At 52.5% G+C, this 23,244-nt stretch carries 17 protein-coding genes; 11 read left to right on the forward strand and 6 right to left on the reverse strand.

Translation table 11 applies throughout. From position 1 onward, the window contains the following. Nucleotides 1-20 precede the first annotated feature (20 nt). Nucleotides 21-1,373 (forward strand): molecular chaperone, encoded by a 1,353-nt coding sequence (yegD, locus tag AACS05_RS14775; RefSeq protein WP_045444738.1) that lies wholly within the window; start codon nucleotides 21-23, stop codon nucleotides 1,371-1,373. A gap of 99 nt (nucleotides 1,374-1,472) precedes the next feature. Here the strand turns inward: yegD and AACS05_RS14780 are convergent, their stop codons facing one another. After that, nucleotides 1,473-1,532 carry a type I toxin-antitoxin system Ibs family toxin gene (locus AACS05_RS14780; protein ID WP_136345439.1) on the reverse strand — a complete coding sequence of 20 codons (60 nt, stop codon included), beginning with the start codon at nucleotides 1,530-1,532 and terminating at the stop codon, nucleotides 1,473-1,475. 278 nt (nucleotides 1,533-1,810) lie between these two features. Here AACS05_RS14780 and AACS05_RS14785 point away from each other — a divergent pair, with 278 nt between their 5' ends. The 8 genes from AACS05_RS14785 (at nucleotide 1,811) to trhP (ending at nucleotide 14,784) form a co-directional block, all read left to right on the forward strand. After that, nucleotides 1,811-3,058 carry an MdtA/MuxA family multidrug efflux RND transporter periplasmic adaptor subunit gene (locus AACS05_RS14785; RefSeq protein WP_045444741.1) on the forward strand — a complete coding sequence of 416 codons (1,248 nt, stop codon included), beginning with the start codon at nucleotides 1,811-1,813 and terminating at the stop codon, nucleotides 3,056-3,058. Then, nucleotides 3,058-6,180: an MdtB/MuxB family multidrug efflux RND transporter permease subunit gene (locus AACS05_RS14790; protein ID WP_045444744.1), complete on the forward strand. Its 3,123-nt coding sequence runs from the start codon at nucleotides 3,058-3,060 to the stop codon at nucleotides 6,178-6,180. Before AACS05_RS14785 ends, AACS05_RS14790 begins: the two co-directional genes overlap by 1 nt. Further along, a complete protein-coding gene (gene mdtC / locus AACS05_RS14795; RefSeq protein WP_045444747.1) occupies nucleotides 6,181-9,261 on the forward strand; it encodes a multidrug efflux RND transporter permease subunit MdtC in 3,081 nt (1,026 codons plus the stop codon). After that, a complete protein-coding gene (locus AACS05_RS14800; protein WP_045444750.1) occupies nucleotides 9,258-10,670 on the forward strand; it encodes an MFS transporter in 1,413 nt (470 codons plus the stop codon). Before mdtC ends, AACS05_RS14800 begins: the two co-directional genes overlap by 4 nt. Next, the gene (gene baeS, locus AACS05_RS14805; RefSeq protein WP_045444753.1) at nucleotides 10,670-12,073 is read left to right on the forward strand and encodes a two-component system sensor histidine kinase BaeS; all 1,404 of its coding nucleotides are present in this window, start codon (nucleotides 10,670-10,672) and stop codon (nucleotides 12,071-12,073) included. The genes AACS05_RS14800 and baeS overlap by 1 nt, the downstream gene beginning before the upstream one ends. Continuing rightward, nucleotides 12,070-12,792 carry a two-component system response regulator BaeR gene (gene baeR, locus AACS05_RS14810; RefSeq protein WP_045444756.1) on the forward strand — a complete coding sequence of 241 codons (723 nt, stop codon included), beginning with the start codon at nucleotides 12,070-12,072 and terminating at the stop codon, nucleotides 12,790-12,792. Before baeS ends, baeR begins: the two co-directional genes overlap by 4 nt. A 138-nt stretch (nucleotides 12,793-12,930) precedes the next feature. Then, a complete protein-coding gene (locus AACS05_RS14815; protein WP_045444759.1) occupies nucleotides 12,931-13,263 on the forward strand; it encodes a YegP family protein in 333 nt (110 codons plus the stop codon). 159 nt (nucleotides 13,264-13,422) lie between these two features. Further along, the gene (trhP, locus tag AACS05_RS14820; RefSeq protein ID WP_045444762.1) at nucleotides 13,423-14,784 is read left to right on the forward strand and encodes a prephenate-dependent tRNA uridine(34) hydroxylase TrhP; all 1,362 of its coding nucleotides are present in this window, start codon (nucleotides 13,423-13,425) and stop codon (nucleotides 14,782-14,784) included. 249 nt (nucleotides 14,785-15,033) lie between these two features. On the opposite strand, the gene clpA is transcribed toward trhP, so the two are convergent. Both clpA and clpS read right to left on the reverse strand, forming a co-directional pair. Further along, complete coding sequence (gene clpA, locus AACS05_RS14825; protein ID WP_045444765.1) at nucleotides 15,034-17,310, reverse strand: ATP-dependent Clp protease ATP-binding subunit ClpA; 2,277 nt, start codon at nucleotides 17,308-17,310, stop codon at nucleotides 15,034-15,036. A 30-nt stretch (nucleotides 17,311-17,340) separates the two neighbouring features. Continuing rightward, nucleotides 17,341-17,661: an ATP-dependent Clp protease adapter ClpS gene (gene clpS / locus AACS05_RS14830; protein WP_003036810.1), complete on the reverse strand. Its 321-nt coding sequence runs from the start codon at nucleotides 17,659-17,661 to the stop codon at nucleotides 17,341-17,343. A 322-nt stretch (nucleotides 17,662-17,983) separates the two neighbouring features. Here clpS and cspD point away from each other — a divergent pair, with 322 nt between their 5' ends. After that, nucleotides 17,984-18,208 carry a cold shock-like protein CspD gene (cspD, locus tag AACS05_RS14835; RefSeq protein WP_003036813.1) on the forward strand — a complete coding sequence of 75 codons (225 nt, stop codon included), beginning with the start codon at nucleotides 17,984-17,986 and terminating at the stop codon, nucleotides 18,206-18,208. An 84-nt stretch (nucleotides 18,209-18,292) separates the two neighbouring features. On the opposite strand, the gene macB is transcribed toward cspD, so the two are convergent. After that, nucleotides 18,293-20,239 carry a macrolide ABC transporter ATP-binding protein/permease MacB gene (gene macB, locus AACS05_RS14840; RefSeq protein ID WP_045444768.1) on the reverse strand — a complete coding sequence of 649 codons (1,947 nt, stop codon included), beginning with the start codon at nucleotides 20,237-20,239 and terminating at the stop codon, nucleotides 18,293-18,295. Then, nucleotides 20,236-21,351: a macrolide transporter subunit MacA gene (macA, locus tag AACS05_RS14845; protein ID WP_045444771.1), complete on the reverse strand. Its 1,116-nt coding sequence runs from the start codon at nucleotides 21,349-21,351 to the stop codon at nucleotides 20,236-20,238. The genes macB and macA overlap by 4 nt, the downstream gene beginning before the upstream one ends. A gap of 161 nt (nucleotides 21,352-21,512) precedes the next feature. Here macA and AACS05_RS14850 point away from each other — a divergent pair, with 161 nt between their 5' ends. After that, complete coding sequence (locus AACS05_RS14850) at nucleotides 21,513-22,460, forward strand: VirK/YbjX family protein (RefSeq protein ID WP_045444774.1); 948 nt, start codon at nucleotides 21,513-21,515, stop codon at nucleotides 22,458-22,460. On the opposite strand, the gene AACS05_RS14855 is transcribed toward AACS05_RS14850, so the two are convergent. Continuing rightward, on the reverse strand, nucleotides 22,457-23,244 hold a 788-nt coding region (locus AACS05_RS14855), incomplete at its 5' end, for an ATP-dependent nuclease (RefSeq protein ID WP_045444777.1). The two genes, AACS05_RS14850 and AACS05_RS14855, sit on opposite strands and share 4 nt — an antisense overlap.

Raw genomic sequence — 23,244 nt, forward strand, 5'->3', positions numbered from 1 at the left:
CTGGCATGGGGATTTTTACGGTGTTTATTGGTTTTGACTACGGTACGGCAAACTGTTCAGTGGCTGTAATGCGTGACGGGCAACCACAATTGCTCAAAATGGAAAATAACAGCACGCTACTCCCCTCTATGCTTTGCGCTCCAACGCGCGAAGCAGTAAGTGAATGGCTGTATCGCCATCATGATGTGCCAACAACAGATGACGAAACGCAGGCTCTGCTGCGTCGCGCGATGCGCTATAACCGCGAAGAAGACATCGATGTTAACGCCAACAGCGTGCAGTTTGGTCTGGCGTCACTGGGTCAGTATATTGAGGATCCGGAAGAGGTTTACTTCGTTAAATCGCCTAAATCTTTTCTGGGTGCCAGCGGCCTGAAGCCACAGCAGGTTGCCCTGTTTGAAGATTTAGTCTGCGCAATGATGCTGCACATCCGCAACCAGGCGCAAAACCAGCTACCCGAAACCATCACCCAGGCTGTAATTGGCCGTCCGATAAACTTTCAGGGGTTAGGCGGTGATGACGCCAACACTCAGGCCCAGGGCATTCTTGAGCGCGCGGCAAAACGTGCTGGTTTCAAGGATGTGGTCTTTCAGTACGAACCAGTAGCAGCGGGTCTGGATTACGAAGCTACATTGCAAGAAGAAAAGCGCGTACTGGTTGTGGATATCGGCGGCGGTACCACTGACTGCTCGTTACTGCTGATGGGACCACAATGGCACCACCGAGCCGATCGTGAAAACAGTTTGCTGGGGCACAGCGGATGCCGCGTAGGCGGTAACGACCTGGACATTGCGCTGGCATTTAAACATCTGATGCCGTTGCTCGGCATGGGTGGAGAAACAGAAAAGGGCATCGCTTTACCCATTCTTCCGTGGTGGAACGCGGTCGCGATCAACGATGTTCCCGCACAAAGTGATTTCTATAGTACCGCCAACGGACGGTTGTTAAACGATCTGATCCGCGATGCTCGCGAAGCTGACAAAGTGGCCCTGCTGCTTAAAGTCTGGCGCGAGCGCCTGAGCTATCGTCTGGTGCGCTGCGCAGAAGAGAGCAAGATTGCGCTGTCGGGCCAGACAAACATCACTACAGCACTCCCGTTTATCAGCGATGCACTGGCAACGGCTATCAGCCAGCAGGGGCTGGAAACGGCGCTGAATCAGCCCCTGGCGCGTATTCTGGAACAGGTACAACTGGCCCTGGATAATGCACAGGAAAAACCGGATGTCATTTATCTGACCGGCGGTAGTGCCCGTTCACCGTTGATTAAAAAAGCCCTTGCAGAACAGCTTCCGGGGATCCCGATCGCCGGTGGTGATGATTTTGGCTCTGTCACCGCGGGACTGGCTCGCTGGGCGGAAGTGGTTTTCCGCTAAGTGGCTCGCAGGCTGAAAAGCACGCGTATTGACATCATCACTACTGTGGCTTATTTTCAGGAGTGAGGGTTAGGGAAGGTTTCCCTTCCACCTGGTGTCTTAGTAAGCCGGTAAGCTAATCACTAAGAGTATCACCAGTATGATGACGTGCTTCATCATAACCCTTTCCTTATTTTGGCCCCTTCCTCGGGAGGGGCTTTCCCGTTCCAGCGTCCCGCTGAAATCTTTGGCTTTCCTCCTTTTTGCCGTGCCAGCACTCTAACGCACAATGACGTAATCGCTATTTTCACCGCTGATTGTTGCGTAATGCCTCGCAAGCCGCGTCAGCATTCAGACGAATCCCTACAGTGTTTCATAATTCCTCCATTTTTCTCCCTTGTTCGCTGGCTAAACTAGTATCATTCCGCGAAACGTTTCAGGATGAGAAACTTATAACAATGAAAGGCAGTAACAAAACCCGCTGGGTGATAGCAATCGTGATCGTCGTGGCCGCCATCAGCGCATTCTGGTTCTGGCAAAACCATAGCGATCGCCAGGGAAGCGCGCCTGGTGCTACCGGGCAAGCGCAGCACACCTCTGGCCCTGGTCGTCGGGGAATGCGTTCCGGTTCATTGGCTCCCGTTCAGGCAGCAACCGCCACCGAACAAACCGTCCCGCGTTATCTGACAGGGTTGGGAACAATTACTGCGGCTAACACTGCGACGGTACGTAGCCGCGTGGACGGTCAACTCATCGCGCTACACTTCCAGGAAGGACAACAGGTTAAAGCCGGAGACCTGCTTGCAGAGATCGATCCCAGCCAGTTTAAAGTTGCTTTAGCTCAGGCGCAGGGACAGTTAGCGAAGGATAAAGCCACGCTGGCAAATGCCCGTCGCGACCTTGCCCGTTATCAGCAACTGGTCAAAACCAATCTTGTTTCCCGACAGGAGCTGGATGCTCAGCAGGCTCTGGTCAATGAAACTCAGGGGACGATCAAAGCCGATGAGGCCAGCGTCGCCAGCGCACAATTACAGCTCGACTGGAGCCGGGTCACGGCACCTGTGGATGGCCGCGTGGGACTGAAGCAGGTCGATGTCGGCAACCAGATTTCCAGCAGTGACACCACAGGGATTGTCGTTATTACCCAAACCCATCCGATCGATCTGATCTTCACCTTGCCTGAAAACGATATTGCCACCGTGTTACGGGCGCAAAAAACGGGTGCTCCGCTGAAAGTCGAGGCCTGGGATCGCACCAATTCGCAGAAACTGAGCGAAGGCGTACTGCTGAGTCTGGATAATCAGATTGACGTCACCACCGGTACCATCAAAGCTAAGGCCCGTTTTAATAATCAGGACGACGCACTGTTCCCGAATCAGTTTGTTAACGCCCGCATGCTGGTCGACACCGAACAAAATGCTGTCGTGATCCCAACCTCCGCATTACAGATGGGCAACGAGGGTCACTTTGTCTGGGTACTGAACACAGAAAACAAGGTCAGCAAGCATCTTGTCAAACCGGGTATTCAGGATAGCCAAAAAGTCGTGATCACTGCAGGGCTGTCAGTGGGTGATCGCGTCGTCACCGATGGTATCGACCGCCTGACGGAAGGGGCTAAAGTCGAAGTCGTGGAGGCACACACCTCCTCAGCCACAGAAGAGAAAGCCACCGCTAGCGGGTACGGCAAAAAAGGAGCACGCTCCTGATGCAGGTGTTACCCCCAGGCAATACAGGCGGCCCATCGCGCCTGTTTATTTTACGTCCCGTCGCGACCACGCTGTTGATGGTGGCAATTTTACTCGCCGGGATTATTGGCTATCGCTTCCTGCCCATTGCTGCTTTGCCTGAAGTGGATTACCCCACTATTCAGGTTGTGACGCTCTACCCTGGCGCCAGCCCGGATGTTATGACTTCCGCCGTCACCGCCCCGCTGGAGCGCCAGTTTGGACAGATGTCCGGCCTGAAACAAATGTCCTCGCAAAGTTCCGGCGGCGCATCCGTTGTCACATTGCAGTTTCAGCTAACCCTGCCGCTGGACGTAGCCGAACAGGAAGTCCAGGCCGCGATTAACGCCGCCACCAATCTATTGCCGGGCGATCTGCCGAACCCACCGGTCTACAGCAAAGTAAATCCGGCAGACCCGCCGATCATGACGCTGGCCGTCACCTCTACCGCCATGCCAATGACGCAGGTGGAAGATATGGTGGAAACGCGCGTGGCGCAGAAAATTTCCCAGGTCTCCGGTGTTGGTCTGGTGACACTTTCAGGTGGGCAACGTCCGGCAGTACGCGTCAAGCTTAATGCACAAGCCATTGCCGCTCTCGGGCTGACCAGCGAAACCATCCGTACCGCCATCACCAGTGCAAACGTCAATTCAGCAAAAGGGAGTCTTGATGGCCCAACACGCGCCGTTACTCTTTCTGCCAACGACCAGATGCAGTCTGCCGATGAATATCGTCAGTTAATCATTGCGTATAAAAATGGCGCACCAGTGCGCCTCGGCGATGTCGCCACCGTCGAGCAAGGAGCAGAAAACAGCTGGCTTGGCGCCTGGGCCAATAAGCAACAAGCCATTGTGATGAATGTTCAGCGCCAGCCTGGTGCGAACATTATCTCCACAGCAGACAGCATTCGCCAGATGCTTCCACAGTTAACGGAAAGCCTGCCGAAGTCAGTCAATGTCACCGTGCTCTCGGATCGCACGACCAATATTCGCGCGTCGGTTTCCGACACCCAGTTTGAACTGATGCTGGCAATCGCGCTGGTGGTGATGATTATTTATCTGTTCCTGCGTAATATCCCCGCCACCATTATTCCCGCAGTCGCCGTTCCGCTGTCGCTGATTGGCACCTTCGCGGTGATGGTCTTTCTCGATTTCTCCATCAATAACCTGACACTAATGGCGCTGACCATCGCCACAGGCTTTGTGGTAGATGACGCCATTGTGGTTATCGAGAATATTTCACGCTATATCGAGAAGGGAGAAAAACCGTTGAGTGCAGCCCTGAAAGGGGCAGGCGAAATCGGCTTTACTATCATCTCTCTGACCTTCTCACTGATCGCCGTGCTAATCCCGCTGTTATTTATGGGAGATATTGTCGGGCGTTTGTTCCGCGAATTTGCCGTTACGCTGGCAGTAGCCATTCTGATTTCCGCCGTCGTGTCACTGACCCTCACGCCGATGATGTGCGCACGTATGCTCAGTCAGGAGTCATTGCGCAAACAAAACCGCTTCTCTCGCGCTTCTGAAAGAATGTTTGATCGGGTCATTGCCGGGTACGGTCACTGGCTGGCTAAAGTGCTGAACCACCCATGGCTGACACTCAGCGTGGCGCTCGGCACACTCGTCCTTAGCGTCATGCTGTGGGTCTTTATTCCGAAAGGATTCTTCCCGGTGCAGGATAACGGCATTATTCAGGGCACGCTGCAGGCTCCACAGTCCAGTTCATTTGCCAGTATGGCCCAGCGCCAGCGCCTGGTGACTGACGTGATCCTCAAAGACCCGGCGGTTGAAAGCCTGACCGCGTTCGTCGGTGTTGACGGTACTAATCCGGCACTCAACAGCGCGCGCCTGCAAATTAACCTTAAGCCACTGGATGATCGAGATGATCGCGTACAGAAGGTTATCGCCCGCCTGCAGGATGCCGTTGATAAAGTTCCTGGCGTAGATCTCTACCTGCAGCCAACTCAGGATCTGACCATCGACACGCAGGTAAGCCGGACACAATACCAGTTTACATTGCAAGCCACCTCTCTCGACGCGCTCAGCACCTGGGTACCACAGCTGTTGGAAAAACTGCAGCAGTTACCGCAGCTCTCAGATGTCAGCAGCGACTGGCAGGATAAAGGACTGGTAGCATGGGTTAACGTCAATCGCGACAGTGCCAGCCGTTTAGGCATCAGTATGGCGGATGTCGATAACGCTCTGTACAACGCCTTCGGACAACGGTTGATTTCGACTATTTACACCCAGGCAAACCAGTATCGTGTAGTGTTAGAACACGACACCGAAAATACGCCCGGGCTTTCCGCGCTGGACTCCATTCGCCTGACCAGCAGCGATGGCGGAATTGTGCCTCTGAGCACGATCGCCAGCGTTGAACAACGTTTTGCCCCACTGTCGATTAACCACCTCGATCAGTTCCCGGTAACGACCATCTCGTTTAACGTACCGGACAATCATTCGCTGGGTGATGCGGTACAGGCAATTTTGCAGGCTGAAAAAACGCTCAACCTGCCGTCGAATATTACTACTCAATTCCAGGGTAGCACGCTGGCATTCCAGGCCGCGCTCGGCAATACCATCTGGCTGATTGTGGCGGCAGTTGTCGCCATGTATATCGTGCTTGGCATCCTGTATGAGAGCTTTATTCACCCGATTACCATTCTCTCCACGCTGCCTACTGCGGGCGTCGGTGCGCTACTGGCGTTAATGATTGCCGGTAGTGAGCTGGACGTCATCGCGATTATCGGCATCATTTTGCTGATCGGTATCGTTAAGAAAAACGCCATCATGATGATCGACTTTGCCCTCGCCGCCGAACGCGAACAGGGAATGGCGCCGCGCGACGCCATTTTTCAGGCTTGCCTGCTGCGTTTTCGGCCGATCCTGATGACCACACTGGCGGCGCTGTTGGGAGCTTTACCACTCATGTTAAGTACTGGCGTGGGTGCTGAATTGCGCCGTCCATTAGGTATTGGTATGGTCGGCGGTTTGCTGGTCAGTCAGGTGTTAACGCTGTTTACCACCCCGGTGATTTATCTGCTGTTTGACCGTCTGTCGCTGTATGTGAAAAACCGCTTCCCGCGCCAGGAAGAGGAAGCGTAAATGAAATTTTTCGCTCTTTTCATTCATCGTCCTGTCGCGACCATTCTCATCTCCGTCGCTATTACCCTGTGCGGCATACTGGGCTTTCGCCTGTTACCGGTCGCCCCGCTGCCGCAGGTGGATTTTCCGGTCATCATGGTTAGCGCATCGTTGCCCGGCGCGTCGCCAGAAACGATGGCCTCCTCGGTAGCAACGCCGCTGGAGCGCTCACTGGGGCGCATCGCGGGCGTGAACGAAATGACCTCAAGCAGTTCACTTGGTAGCACGCGCATTATTCTTGAATTTAATTTCGACCGTGATATTAACGGTGCGGCGCGGGACGTTCAGGCCGCCATTAACGCTGCGCAGAGCCTGTTACCGAGCGGGATGCCCAACCGCCCGACTTACCGAAAAGCCAACCCATCCGATGCACCAGTCATGATCCTGACACTGACCTCGGATACCTACTCACAGGGTGAGTTGTATGATTTCGCATCGACTCAACTGGCGCAGACTATTGCGCAAATCGACGGTGTCGGTGACGTTGACGTCGGTGGCAGTTCCCTGCCCGCCGTGCGCGTGGGGCTGAATCCGCAAGCCTTATTTAACCAGGGGGTCTCGCTTGACGATGTGCGCAGTGCCATCAGTAATGCCAACGTGCGCAAACCTCAGGGGGCCATAGAGAGTGAAACACGGCGCTGGCAGGTACAAACCAACGACGAACTAAAAACCGCAGCGGAATATCAACCGCTGATTATCCACTACAACAACGGTGCGGCCGTGCGGCTGGGTGATGTTGCGTCGGTCAGTGACTCGGTACAGGATGTTCGTAATGCCGGTATGACCAACGCCAAACCGGCTATTTTGCTGATCATTCGCAAACTGCCGGAAGCCAATATCATCCAGACGGTCGACAGCATCCGGGCCAAACTGCCGGAGTTGCAAACCCTGATCCCGGCTACCATCGATCTACAAATTGCCCAGGACCGCTCTCCGACCATTCGCGCTTCGCTGGAGGAAGTGGAACAGACGCTGATTATCTCAGTCGCGCTGGTGATCCTGGTCGTATTTGTCTTCCTGCGCTCCGGACGCGCGACGCTCATTCCCGCCGTTGCGGTTCCGGTTTCGCTGATTGGCACCTTTGCCGCCATGTATCTTTGTGGATTCAGCCTCAACAACCTGTCGTTAATGGCACTGACCATCGCCACAGGTTTTGTGGTCGACGATGCCATCGTCGTGCTGGAGAACATTGCCCGTCACCTGGAAGCGGGGATGAAGCCATTACAGGCGGCATTACAGGGCACCCGCGAAGTGGGGTTTACGGTACTGTCTATGAGCCTGTCGCTGGTAGCGGTATTCCTGCCGTTACTGTTAATGGGAGGACTGCCGGGACGATTATTACGTGAATTTGCCGTCACCCTGTCGGTAGCAATCGGTATCTCACTTCTGGTTTCGTTGACGCTCACACCTATGATGTGCGGCTGGATGCTTAAGTCCACGCCTCCTCGCCAACAGTCCCGTAAACGGGGCTTTGGTCGTCTGCTGGTCGCTTTACAACAGAGTTATGGCACTTCACTGAAATGGGTATTACGCCACACGCGGCTGGTAGGCGTTGTTTTACTCGGCACGATCGCACTGAACGTCTGGCTCTATATTTCCATCCCCAAAACCTTCTTCCCGGAGCAGGATACTGGCGTATTGATGGGTGGGATCCAGGCCGACCAAAGCATTTCGTTTCAGGCCATGCGCGGCAAGCTTCAGGATTTTATGAAGATCATCCGCGACGACCCGGCGGTAGATAACGTGACCGGTTTCACCGGCGGTTCTCGTGTCAACAGTGGCATGATGTTTATTACGCTGAAGCCTCGTGGCGAGCGTCATGAAACCGCTCAGCAGGTAATCGACCGCCTGCGTGTGAAGTTAGCCAAAGAGCCTGGTGCGAACCTGTTTCTGATGGCGGTGCAGGATATTCGCGTCGGTGGAAGACAAGCCAACGCCAGCTATCAGTACACGTTGTTATCCGATGACCTTGCGGCACTACGTGAATGGGAGCCCAAAATCCGTAAAGCGTTAGCTGCCCTGCCCCAGCTGGCTGACGTCAACTCCGATCAGCAGGACAACGGCGCGGAGATGAACCTGACCTACGATCGTGACACCATGTCTCGTCTGGGGATCGACGTTGAAGCCGCCAATAGTCTGCTAAATAACGCCTTTGGCCAGCGACAAATATCGACTATCTATCAACCGATGAACCAGTACAAAGTGGTGATGGAAGTCGATCCACGCTACACCCAGGACATCAGTGCGCTGGATAAAATGTTCGTCATCAATAACGACGGGAAGGCTATACCGTTGTCGTACTTTGCCAAATGGCAACCAGCGAACGCCCCGCTGTCCGTAAATCATCAGGGACTCTCTGCTGCCTCAACAATTTCCTTTAACCTGCCAACTGGGGCTTCACTTTCTGAAGCGACAGAGGCTATCAACAGAACGATGACGCAGCTTGGTGTACCTTCCACGGTGCGCGGTAGTTTTGCTGGCACAGCGCAGGTTTTTCAGGACACGATGAACTCGCAGGTGATCCTGATTATTGCGGCAATAGCGACGGTTTATATCGTACTGGGCATGCTGTATGAGAGCTACGTTCATCCGCTGACGATCCTCTCAACGCTTCCCTCTGCTGGCGTTGGTGCATTGCTGGCGCTGGAGTTGTTCAATGCCCCATTCAGCCTAATCGCGCTAATAGGGATCATGCTATTAATTGGCATTGTGAAGAAAAACGCCATCATGATGGTCGATTTTGCGCTGGAAGCGCAGAGAAACGGTAAGTTGACGCCGGAAGAAGCGATTTTCCAGGCATGTCTGCTGCGCTTTCGCCCAATAATGATGACCACGCTGGCGGCGCTTTTTGGCGCACTACCTTTGGTGTTATCCGCAGGCGACGGCTCGGAACTGCGCCAACCTCTTGGGATAACCATTGTCGGCGGGCTGGTAGTCAGTCAGCTTCTGACGCTGTACACCACTCCAGTGGTATATCTCTTTTTCGACCGTCTGCATCTGCGTTTTTCGCGTAAAAACAGCAAACCGGTAGCAGATCTATGACAGAACTTCCTGACAGCACCCGCTGGCAACTGTGGATTGTGGCATTTGGCTTTTTTATGCAGTCGCTGGATACCACCATCGTCAACACCGCGCTTCCCTCAATGGCAAAAAGCCTTGGTGAAAGCCCGTTGCATATGCATATGGTCATTGTGTCCTATGTATTAACCGTGGCCGTAATGCTGCCCGCCAGCGGGTGGCTGGCGGATAAGATTGGTGTGCGTAATATTTTCTTCACCGCCATCATCCTGTTTACGCTCGGATCGCTGTTTTGTGCCTGGTCCAATACGCTCAATGAGCTGGTCATTGCCCGCGTTTTACAAGGTGTTGGCGGCGCAATGATGGTGCCGGTCGGCAGGTTAACGGTGATGAAAATTGTCCCCCGCGAACAATATATGGCGGCAATGACATTCGTCACCTTGCCGGGTCAGGTGGGTCCGCTATTGGGACCGGCGTTAGGAGGCATTCTGGTTGAATACGCCTCCTGGCACTGGATTTTCCTGATTAACATTCCGGTCGGCATTGTCGGGGCAATAGCGACATTGATGTTGATGCCCAACTACACCATGCAAACCCGACGATTCGATCTTTCGGGTTTTATGATGCTGGCAGTTGGCATGGCGGTGCTGACGCTCGCTCTGGATGGCAGCAAGGGAAGCGGAATTTCAGACATTACTCTGGCTGCGCTCGTTATCTGCGGCGTAGTGGCGGTCCTGTTATACCTCAAACACGCCCGGCACAATCCGCGGGCGCTGTTTAGCCTGAAGCTTTTCCGCACACCTTGCTTCTCCTTAGGCCTGTTTGGCAGCTTTGCCGGGCGCATTGGTAGCGGGATGTTGCCATTTATGACGCCGGTATTTTTACAGATTGGCCTGGGCTTTTCACCGTTTCACGCCGGTCTGATGATGATCCCAATGGTACTGGGCAGTATGGGAATGAAACGCATCGTGGTTCAGGTCGTTAATCGATTTGGCTATCGTCGGGTGCTGGTCGCAACGACGCTTGGCCTGTCACTGGTCAGCCTGCTGCTGATGACGACCGCCCTGCTCGGCTGGTATTACGCCCTGCCCTTCGTTTTATTCCTACAAGGAATGGTCAATTCAACCCGTTTTTCGTCAATGAACACCCTGACGTTGAAAGATCTACCTGACGATCTCGCCAGCAGTGGCAACAGTCTGCTTTCGATGATCATGCAACTGTCAATGAGCATTGGGGTTACCATTGCCGGACTGCTATTGGGTATGTTTGGTCAACAGCATATCGCTATCGGCAGCGACACCACGCATACCGTCTTTATGTATACCTGGCTGTGCATTGCTCTCATTATTGCGCTGCCAGCCATCATTTTTGCCCGCGTGCCGAACAACACGCAACCCAACGCGGTGATTTCACGACGCAAAAGGAGCACCTGATGAAGTTCTGGCGGCCCGGTATCACCGGCAAACTGTTTCTGGCAATTTTCGCCACCTGCATTGTGTTGCTGATTAGCATGCACTGGGCCGTACGCATTAGCTTCGAACGCGGTTTTATTGACTACATCAAGCATGGTAATGAACAGCGTCTGCAAATGCTGGGCGACGCATTGGGCGAACAGTATGAACAGCACGGCAACTGGCGTTTCTTACGCAACAACGAGCGCTTTGTTTTTCAGATCCTGCGCTCTTTTGAACACGAAAATGACGATGACAAACCCGGCCCGGGAATGCCCCCACACGGCTGGCGCACACAATTTTGGGTTGTCGATCAAAAAGCACATGTATTGGTTGGTCCGCGCGGCCCGGTGCCCCGTGACGGTATGCGCCGCCCTATAAAAGTTAACGGTGCTGAAGTTGGGGCTGTCATCGCCTCTCCCGTCGAGCGCTTAACGCGCAATACGGATATCAATTTTGATAAACAGCAGCGCCGAACCAGCTGGCTCATTGTCGCGCTCTCTACCCTGCTGGCGGCACTGGCAACATTTACCCTGGCGAGAAGCCTGCTGGCGCCAGTCAAGCGGCTGGTAGACGGCACGCACAAACTGGCGGCAGGTGATTTTACCACTCGAGTTACGCCCACCAGCACGGATGAACTGGGCAAACTGGCGCAAGATTTCAACCAGCTTGCCAGTACGCTGGAAAAGAACCAGCAGATGCGTCGTGATTTTATGGCCGATATTTCTCACGAGCTGCGCACACCACTCGCAGTTTTACGCGGAGAACTGGAAGCTATTCAGGATGGCGTTCGCCAGTTCACTCCTGACTCAGTTGCCTCGCTACAGGCCGAAGTAGGTACGCTCACCAAACTGGTGGACGATCTTCATCAGCTCTCGATGTCTGATGAAGGGGCTCTGGCCTACCAAAAAACCTCGTTAGATCTTATACCGTTGCTGGAAGTCGCGAGCGGAGCTTTCCGCGAACGCTTCGCCAGCCGCGGATTAACGATCCAGCTTTCGCTCCCGGACAGCGTAACGGTATTTGGTGACCGCGATCGTCTGATGCAGTTATTCAACAATCTGCTGGAAAACAGCCTGCGCTACACCGACAGCGGCGGTGGGCTGCATATTTCTGCCGAACAACGTGACCGGCTGGTGCTGTTGACCTTCGCCGATTCAGCGCCAGGGGTCAGTGAGGAGCAGTTACAGAAACTGTTTGAACGATTTTATCGTACGGAAGGGTCCCGTAACCGCGCCAGCGGGGGTTCCGGGCTGGGGCTGGCGATTTGCGTCAATATCGTCCAGGCGCATAATGGACATATCCGTGCCGCCCATTCGCCTTTTGGTGGGGTTAGCATTACAGTAGAGTTACCGCTGGAACGCGATTTACAGAGAGATGTATGACTGAGTTACCCATTGATGAAAACACACCACGTATTCTGATTGTGGAAGATGAACCCAAGCTGGGACAGTTGCTTATCGACTATCTGCGCGCTGCAAGCTATGCCCCAACCCTAATCAATCACGGTGATCTGGTGCTGCCTTACGTGCGCCAGACGCCACCCGATATGATTTTACTGGATCTGATGCTGCCAGGTACCGACGGTCTGACCCTGTGCCGGGAAATTCGTCGTTTCTCTGAAGTTCCCATCATGATGGTTACCGCCAAAATTGAAGAGATAGACAGGCTACTGGGGCTTGAGATCGGCGCAGATGACTACATTTGTAAGCCCTACAGCCCGCGAGAAGTCGTTGCCAGGGTGAAAACGATCTTGCGTCGTTGCAAGCCACAGCGAGAGCTGCAACAGATGGATGCTGACAGCCCATTGATCGTTGATGAAGGTCGTTTTCAGGCTTCATGGCGTGGAAAAATGCTCGACTTAACGCCAGCCGAATTCCGCTTGCTCAAAACGCTGTCGCATGAACCGGGGAAAGTATTCTCGCGCGAGCAGTTGCTCAACCATCTTTATGACGACTATCGCGTCGTCACTGACCGCACCATCGACAGCCACATCAAGAACTTGCGCCGCAAACTGGAGTCGCTGGACGCGGAGCAGTCGTTTATCCGCGCCGTTTATGGCGTGGGATATCGCTGGGAAGCCGATGCGTGCAGAATTGCGTAAACATCCCTCTCTAAAATGGCTCTGTCAGCTGGCGGAGCCTTCGTCACTAGCAACTCTGTGAATATCACCCATACTCTTACTGGCAATACACTGTCGTTAATAACTGTTTGATATAAAATTTTTAATCAAGGAGTTCATATGGCTGGTTGGTTTGAGTTAAGCAAAAGCAGTGATAATCAGTACCGATTTGTTCTTAAGGCAGGAAATGGAGAAACTATCCTGACCAGTGAGCTTTACGCCACAAAAGGTGCTGCGGAAAAGGGGATCGCTTCGGTCCAGGTAAACAGCCCACTGAGCGAACGTTATGAGAAAAAAACGGCGACAAACGGCAAATTGCATTTCAATCTGAAAGCGGCAAACCATCAGGTTATTGGTACCAGTCAGCTGTATGCAAACGAGCAGTCGCGAGATACCGGAATTGCGTCGGTAAAAACCAATGGCATAAGTCAGACGGTGAAAGATAAAACCTGATTATCACTTCATCAGCCGGGTAACGCCAAACTGTCGCCCGGCGTTTTTCTTTACCTGTCTTCCCCGCAGCGCTACAATGCCCGCCCTTAATATGGGGGCACTCCCCTAACCGCCTCATTGAGTGAGGCGAGTCTGACCTGTCATCAGAACGAGAAAATTATGTTTAAACCGGAACTCCTTTCCCCGGCGGGAACGCTGAAAAATATGCGTTACGCTTTTGCCTATGGCGCAGATGCAGTATATGCGGGCCAGCCGCGTTACTCGCTGCGCGTGCGCAACAACGAATTCAATCACGAAAATTTGCAGCTCGGAATTAATGAAGCCCATGAACTGGGTAAAAAATTCTACGTGGTGGTAAACATTGCCCCACACAACGCCAAGCTGAAAACTTTCATTCGTGACCTGAAACCGGTTGTGGAAATGGGACCGGATGCCTTAATCATGTCCGACCCGGGTCTTATCATGCTGGTACGCGAAAACTTCCCGGATATGGACATTCACCTGTCGGTACAGGCTAACGCTGTAAACTGGGCAACGGTAAAATTCTGGAAGCAGATGGGACTGACCCGCGTGATCCTGTCCCGTGAATTGTCGCTGGAAGAAATTGAAGAGATCCGTAATCAGGTACCGGATATGGAGATTGAGATCTTCGTTCACGGTGCGTTGTGCATGGCTTACTCCGGCCGCTGCCTGCTCTCCGGCTACATCAACAAGCGCGATCCGAATCAGGGCACCTGTACCAATGCCTGCCGCTGGGAATATAACGTGCAGGAAGGTAAAGAAGACGTGGTAGGCAACATCGTACACAAGTATGAGCCTATTCCAGTACAAAACGTCGAACCTACGTTGGGTATTGGTGCGCCGACTGACAAAGTGTTTATGATCGAAGAAGCTCAGCGCCCGGGCGAATATATGACCGCGTTCGAAGACGAACACGGTACTTACATCATGAACTCAAAAGATTTACGCGCCATTGCCCATGTCGAGCGTCTGACCCAAATGGGTGTGCATTCACTGAAAATCGAAGGCCGTACCAAATCCTACTACTACTGTGCTCGTACCGCGCAGGTGTACCGTAAAGCGATTGATGACGCCGCTGCCGGTAAACCTTTCGACACCAGTCTGTTAGAGACGCTGGAAGGTCTGGCGCACCGTGGATATACCGAAGGCTTCCTGCGTCGCCACACACATGACGACTATCAGAATTACGAATATGGTTTTTCTGTTTCCGAGCGCCAGCAATTTGTCGGTGAATTCACTGGCGAGCGCAAAGGTGAGCTGGCGGCAGTACTGGTGAAAAACAAATTCACCGTTGGTGATAGCCTGGAACTGATGACCCCGCAGGGTAATATCAATTTCACCCTCGAGCAGATGGAAAACGCCAAAGGCGAGGCAATGCCGGTCGCTCCAGGGGATGGCTACACTGTGTGGATGCCGGTACCGCAAGATATTGATCTGAACTATGCCTTGTTAATGCGTAATTTTGCCGGGGAATCCACGCGAAATCCGCATACTAAGTAGTTAATTATGGATATTTTTCGGCGTTCGGAAGATTCTTAGAAACCGATCACATACCGTTTCGTTCATTAAGGGTATTATCTGTTTCGCTGAAAAACATAACCCATAAATGCTAGCTGTACCAGGAACCACCTCCTTAGCCTGCGTAATCTCCCTTACGCAGGCTTATTTTTTGCCTCTGCTCCATCCGTTACCCAATTTCAGGCGAAAAAAAACCGGGCATTTACGCCCGGTCTGTTATGAGATAAGAATTTAATGTGCTGCTTCCGGTTTATGCTTTTGCGCACTCTGGAAGCCATACGTCAGCTCATTTTTCTCTTTATCCAGCGCGACTGTCACCTGCCCACCATCCACAAGCGAACCGAACAGCAGTTCGTTTGCCAATGGTTTTTTCAGGTTGTCCTGGACTACACGCGTCATCGGGCGTGCGCCCATGGCGCGGTCATAGCCTTTCTCTGCCAGCCAGTCACGTGCTTCCTGACTCACTTCCAGAGATACACCTTTCTGATCCAGCTGAACCTGAAGTTCGACAATAAATTTATCCACAACCTGGTGAATGACCTCAGTAGAGAGATGATCAAACCAGATAATATTGTCGAGACGGTTACGGAACTCCGGCGTAAATACTTTTTTGATCTCGCCCATCGCATCAGTACTGTTGTCCTGATGAATAAGCCCAATCGATTTACGTTCAGTTTCACGCACCCCGGCGTTAGTGGTCATTACCAGCACCACGTTGCGGAAATCCGCTTTGCGCCCGTTGTTGTCAGTCAGCGTACCGTTATCCATCACCTGCAGCAGCAGGTTAAAGACATCCGGGTGCGCTTTTTCGATTTCATCCAGCAGCAGTACCGCATGCGGATGTTTAATCACCGCATCCGTTAACAAACCGCCCTGGTCAAATCCAACGTACCCCGGAGGCGCACCAATCAGGCGGCTGACGGTATGCCGCTCCATATATTCAGACATATCAAAACGCAGCAGTTCAATACCCAGCGCTTTGGACAGTTGCACCGTGACTTCGGTTTTACCGACGCCAGTCGGACCAGCAAACAAGAACGAACCGACAGGTTTATGCTCGTGACCAAGACCTGCACGACTCATCTTGATCGCTTCAGTCAGTGCCTCAATAGCTTTATCCTGCCCGAACACCAGCATTTTCAGGCGGTTGCCCAGATTTTTCAGCGTATCTCGATCGCTCTGCGAAACACTCTTCTCCGGGATCCGCGCAATGCGAGCCACAACGGACTCAATATCCGCTACGTTGACGGTTTTCTTGCGCTTGCTGACCGGCATTAGTCGCGCACGGGCGCCAGCTTCATCGATCACATCAATCGCTTTATCCGGCAGATGACGATCGTTGATATATTTCACCGCCAGCTCAACCGCTGCACGCACTGCTTTTGCGGTATAACGAACATCGTGGTGCGCTTCATATTTGGGTTTCAAACCGTTAATAATCTGCACGGTCTCTTCCACCGACGGTTCAGTAATATCGATTTTCTGGAAGCGGCGCGCTAACGCACGGTCTTTCTCGAAAATATTGCTGAACTCCTGATAGGTGGTCGAACCGATCACGCGGATCTTCCCGCTGGACAGCAGCGGTTTGATCAGATTTGCGGCGTCAACCTGGCCGCCAGATGCAGCCCCCGCACCTATAATGGTGTGGATCTCATCGATAAACAGAATACTGTTGGTATCCTGTTCCAGCTGTTTCAGCAGAGCTTTAAACCGTTTTTCAAAATCACCACGGTATTTGGTTCCCGCCAGCAGCGACCCAATATCCAGCGAGTAAAGCGTGCAGTCTGCCATGACTTCCGGCACGTCACCCTGGACAATACGCCAGGCGAGGCCTTCAGCAATCGCGGTTTTCCCGACGCCAGACTCACCCACCAGCAGCGGGTTGTTTTTACGGCGGCGGCACAGTACCTGAATGGCTCGCTCCAGCTCTTTTTCCCGGCCAATGAGCGGATCAATACCGCCCACGCGAGCAAGCTGGTTAAGGTTAGTGGTGAAGTTCTCCATACGGTCCTCCCCGCCAGCTTGTTCTTCGCTATTTGGCTGATTACCTGAATCAGAAGACTGACTCGGTTCGTCTTTGCGCGTGCCATGAGAAATAAAATTCACCACGTCCAGGCGACTGACTTCATGCTTACGCAGCAGATACGCCGCCTGAGATTCCTGCTCGCTGAAGATGGCAACCAGCACATTTGCGCCAGTGACTTCATTACGCCCGGAGGACTGAACATGAAAGACAGCACGTTGCAGTACACGCTGAAAACTCAGCGTCGGTTGCGTGTCGCGCTCTTCTTCGCTGGCAGGCAATACGGGTGTGGTTTGTTCAATGAAGGCTTCGAGTTCCTGACGGAGCGCCACCAGATCCACAGAACACGCTTCCAGCGCTTCGCGGGCCGATGGGTTACTGAGCAATGCCAGTAACAAGTGCTCGACGGTCATAAACTCATGTCGGTGCTCGCGCGCTCTGGCGAAAGCCATGTTTAAACTGAGTTCCAGTTCTTGATTGAGCATAGGCACCTCCCCCAATATTTATGCCTGCATTCAGGCTTTTTCCAGCGTACACAGCAACGGATGCTCGTTCTCCCTCGCATATTTGTTCACCATCGCAACTTTGGTCTCAGCCACTTCCGCGGTAAATACGCCGCAGATAGCTTTACCTTGATAGTGAACAGCAAGCATCAGTTGCGTTGCACGTTCTACATCATAAGAAAAGAATTTTTGTAACACGTCAATAACAAACTCCATCGGAGTGTAATCATCATTGACTAATATCACTTTATACATAGATGGCGGTTTTAGCGCGTCGCGCAATTTGTCTTCCGCCAGCAGGTCGAAATCCAACCAATCGTTCGTCTTACCCATTGTCAGTCGTCATCTTCAGTTACGGTTACCGGCAGAATAACTTGCCGCTGACAAGAGCCTATGCGCACAATCAATCTACCTCAAGTATTAGATAATTATCATCTATCAGTGTCATTCGCGACATCTGTCACAGAACCGACAATAGCGTTAACTGCTTCAAATTTTGATGCATTTTTACCCTATTCCACTAGCCTGACGCTTGACGCCCCGCCTGATTTCTCTAAATTGTAGTCTCGAGAGTTGGCGAGGTTTTGAACAGCCCCCACTCCGCCACCGGTTCATTCCATCTTACTTATATAAGATTTACGAAGGATGTCGAAGCATGGAAACGGGTACTGTTAAGTGGTTCAACAATGCCAAAGGGTTTGGTTTCATCTGCCCTGAAGGCGGTGGCGAAGATATCTTCGCCCATTACTCCACCATTCAGATGGATGGTTACAGAACGCTAAAAGCCGGACAGTCTGTCCAGTTTGATGTCCACCAGGGGCCAAAAGGCAATCACGCCAGCGTCATCGTGCCTGTCATTGAAGCAGAAGCTGTCGCATAGCTCTTCTGTCTCATTGTGTACATCCCGCAGACAAAATGCCAGCCCCGGAGGCTGGCATTTTTATTTCTTATGCAATACAACACGTTATTCACGCGCCAAAGCATCGACGGGATCAAGGCGCGCCGCATTACGCGCAGGCAGCCAGCCAAACAAAACGCCGGTCGCCGTTGAGCACAGGAAAGCCGTCAGCAGGGCAAAAGGAGAGAATCCAATTTCCCATCCAGGCAGAAAAAGTTGCAACGTAAAAGCGATTAGCATCGACAGGCTAATACCTAACGCCCCACCGACCAGACACACCAGCACTGCTTCAATTAAGAACTGCTGCAGCACATCACTGGCACGCGCACCAACCGCCATACGAATGCCAATTTCACGCGTTCGTTCAGTCACGGAAACCAGCATAATGTTCATCACACCTATTCCGCCGACCACCAGGGAAATCACCGCAACCAGAGTCAGGAACAACTGTAAAGTACGTGTGGTTTTTTCGGCGGTTTTCAAGACGCCGTCCATGTTCCAGGTGAAGAAATCTTTTTTACCATGGCGCAACGACAACAGTCGGGTCAGTTGCTGCTCCGCCTGCGCGCTGTCGAAACCATCCTTAACACGCACGGTAATAGAGTTCAGCCACGATTGCCCCATGATCCGCCCGGACATGGTGCTGTAAGGCAACCAGACCCGCAGGATCTTGCTGCTGCCAAACATCGACTGCTTCTCTTCGGCGACCCCAATCACGGTGGCAGGCATATTTCCCACCAGGATAACTTCTCCCACTACCTGCGCTTTGTTGGGGAATAGCTGGCGTCGGGTATTGCTGTCAAGCACCACCACCTGTGCCCGACCATTTAACTGTTCTGCGTTAAAAGTGTTCCCTTCGCTAAACGTCATGCCATAAACGTTAAAGTAATCTCCACTAACGCCGTTCGCGCTGGCCGCCACGTCGATATTTCCATAACGCAGACGCAAATTCTTCGACACCGCAGGCGTAACGGAACTCACCCAGGGCTGCTTCTGAATAGCGACTAAGTCGTCATATTTCAGCGCCTGCTGATACTGTGGGTCATCATCACCGAAATCTTTGCCGGGGTAGATATCAATGGTGTTCGTCCCGATAGCGCGAATATCAGCCAGCACCAGCTGTTTTGCTGCGTCACCAACAACCACAATAGAGACCACAGAAGCAATACCGATGATAATGCCAAGCATGGTCAGCAGTGTACGCATCTTATTGGCGGCCATTGCCAGCCACGCCATGGTAAGCGCCTCACGAAAACCGCTGGCAAACTGACGCCAACCGGAGGCCGCCGTCACCGTCGGTTCCGCAATACCGCGCCCTGCAGAGGGTTTCTGTGACGGCGGATTACGCACGATTTCGCCATCACGAATTTCAATCACTCGCTCGGCCTGTGCGGCTACCTGCGGGTCGTGAGTTACGATAATCACCGTATGTCCACGATCGCGCAGCTGATGCAGAATAGCCATCACCTCTTCGCCAGAATGGCTGTCCAGCGCCCCGGTCGGTTCATCGGCCAGAATCACCTGTCCGCCATTCATCAGCGCACGCGCAATACTGACGCGCTGCTGCTGCCCACCGGAAAGCTGGGAAGGTTGATAGTCGACCCTGTCACCCAGTCCCAGTCGCTGGAGCAACTCCTGCGCTCGTGCCAACCGCTGCTTACGCTCGGTTCCGGCGTAGACCGCGGGTACCTCAACGTTTTGCGCTGCCGTCAAATGCGAGAGTAAATGATACCGCTGGAAGATGAAGCCGAAATGCTCACGCCGTAGTTGCGCTAACGCGTCGCTGTCCAGGGTGGAAACATCGCGCCCGGCAACCTGATACGTCCCGTTGGTAGGCTTGTCCAGACATCCCAGAATGTTCATCAGCGTCGATTTGCCCGAGCCAGAAGCCCCGACAATCGCCACCATTTCGCCGGCCTGGATGCTCAAGGAGACGTTCTTTAACACCTCGACCTGCCCTTCTCCTGACGGGTAACTGCGGCAGATATTGCTCAGCTCAAGCAATGCCGTCATTGCGCTGCTCCAGGTTTCGCCTCACCGATGATGACTTCATCCCCTTCTTCCAGCCCTTTTACAATCTCTACATCGGTGTCATTACGTGCGCCGATAGAGACCTCACGCTCCCGGGTCTCGCCGTTGCGCAACAGTCTGACGTTATAACGGTTGTTGCCAATAGGATCGCCAAGGGCCGCTAACGGGATTGTCAGCACATTTTTCACATCCGTTAGCTGAATATGAACCTGCGCGGTCATATCCAGACGCAGGATCCCTTTCGGGTTAGGCACTTCGAAGCGGGCGTAATAGAAAATAGCGTCATTCACTTTCTCTGGCGTTGGCAACACATCTTTGAGTGTACCTTCATAGCGCGTCTGCGGATCGCCCAGCACAGTAAACCAGGCCTTTTGCCCCGGATGCAGATGAATAACATCCGCCTCGGACACCTGCGCTTTTACCAGCATGGTACTCATATCTGCCAGAGTCAGAATGTTTGGTGCCTGCTGTGCAGCAATCACGGTTTGCCCCTGCAGGGTGGTAATTTGGGTTACCTCACCGGCCATAGGAGCCACGATGCGGGTGTAATCGAGGTTAGTCTTTGCCGTATCAAGCGAGGCCTGATTACGCTTAATTTGTGCATCAATGGTGCCAATTTGCGCCTGTTTAACCGCCATTTCGGTAGCAGCAGTGTCGAGATCCTGCTGAGAAACAGCCTGTGTTTTCGCCAACTGTTGCTGACGAGAAAGCGTTACCCGCGCCAGTTTCCATTCGGCTTCTGCCTGCAAACGCTGAGCGCGTAATTCCATGAGCGTCGCCTCAACCTCTTTGATCTGGTTTTGCGCCTGTTCAGGATCAATAACACCAAGCAGTTGATCTTTTTTTACTTTATCGCCAATCGCTACTGACAACGTTTTCAGTTGCCCGCTTACCTGCGCACCTACGTCAACTTTGCGTAACGCATCCAGTTTCCCGGTTGCCAGTACGCTTTGCTGGAGATCGCCAGGTCGAACAATTAACGTCTGATACTGAGGTAATGGAGCATTAAGTGTTCTCCAAAGTGCAATCATCACCACAATAATAATGATGGCGATGAGAAAATACCGTTTTTTAATTTTTCCCTTGAGCTTCATAAAAATCCCAGTTTCCCCCAATACGTCCACCAGAGTGGAGTGATAAACATCAACGATAAATTAACAGGCGTTGAAAAGTTCAAAGAATAACAGAGTTATTGATGAATCGTTAAGATCCACCGTGCTGAAATTAGTACCAGCGTATCAATTGGATTGTTATTATGAGCCAGCTAACTGAAAGCACTTTTCATTCTGCAAAACCAGCAACTGGTTTTGGCCTTTTTTGCAACCTGACTACCGGTCATTGGCGACCCGGTAATTGTTGGGAAAAGCGAAGTTTTCGCCGTAAGTTTATGTGGCGCTCATTGCTGATACCACGACTGACTCGAGAATGGATGACTGAACTGGCACAGTGGCCAGACCTTGATAATTTACTCTCCCGTCAGCCGCGCTTGCCGGTGCGTTTACATCGCCCGTATCTTGCTAAAAATTTCGACCTGAAAATGCGTTTAGACGCGGTGCGCTTTCATTACCATGTTATCCGTAACGCATTTTTGCCCGCGGAGTTTAGCGCATTTTTAAGCAATGATGGATTGCAACTGGCGAAAATTGAAGGCAAAGACGGTGAAATATTCACTGTCGACATGATGATGTTCACTGCACTGGATAAAGAAGGGGAAAGTACAATTCTCATGCGTAATAGCGCCGGGGACATCCTGATTAAAATGACGTTCACACTGTGTAAGTACAATAAGAAAAGTACGCTCTTTATTGGCGGCGTACAGGGTAATGCTCAACTGCCGCACGAAGAAATTCAAAAAGCGACCAAATCATGCCATGGAATTTTTCCTAAGCGTATTGTAATGGAGGCTATTTGCCGCTTTGCGGAACAGCTTAATATCGAACAAGTTCTGGCTGTCAGTAATGAGCAGCATATTTTTCGCAGCCCACGTTACCATGATAAAAACAAGGTTATTCTTTCTGACTATAATGCCTTTTGGGAGTCGGTAGGTGGAGAATGCGACAGCCACGGGTATTATCATATTCCACGCTCGTTGGCTCGAAAAAACGAGGCAGATATTGCCAGTAAAAAACGCGCGGAATACCGCCGCCGCTATCAGTTACTGGACAATATACACGCTCAGTTATCGCTGATGTTCCGCCACTAATCAGCCCGCCCGCGCGCCAACCACAGCACGCGCGAAAACATTTTCCTGAGCAGGGTTGGTACGGCTTCAACGCCGCGTCGCCCTGCTTCCATCGCCACTTCAATCGCCAGATCCGGTTTTGACGAACGATGAATAGCTTTCGATATAATCTTGCGCATATTCATTGGTACATTTTCCGGAATTTGTGCCACCCGATGAAAGACGTCAGAGAATCCCTGTCGGTACATAAAGTGTTCCATATCCAGCGCAGGCAGTATGGTTAAATGCTCGCGTTCTTCTTCCCGATCGTTATTCAGCAAGCTGCGTACGGTAGCGGCGTACTTTTTGCCCGCTTCATCTCCATCGACCAACACATGCCACTCTATCCCCATACGCCGGGCAAACTTAACCAACGGTTTAAGGCCTGACTGGGCGAACTCAATGACTTTAATGCCTTCGGCATCAAAGTGATGTCCGCACTGACGAGCCAGTTCGTTAATAACCCAGGTTTCCGTTTCCCCCTCCACCAGCAGCCAGCAGCGGGCAAACAACGACGACGCTCGATTAAAGCGAATATGAAACGCAATACGCCGTCCGTCTTCCGCACTCAAACCACCCGGCCCCAGCCGCCAGGCGGCAACGCGAGAGGATTCACGCACCAGACGGACAACATGCTCAACGGGCGTGAGAGACAACAATTCTCCGGAGTTGGTGGTCGCCACACGCTGCAGAGGAAGTAGATTCAGCAACTGCCAGGCGACAGAGAGCATAATAGGATGCAACCGTGTTTCTGGATCTTCTACCA

Origin of the sequence: Citrobacter sp. S-77, from assembly GCF_963864895.1 — a bacterium.
Lineage (GTDB): Bacteria > Pseudomonadota > Gammaproteobacteria > Enterobacterales > Enterobacteriaceae > Citrobacter > Citrobacter murliniae.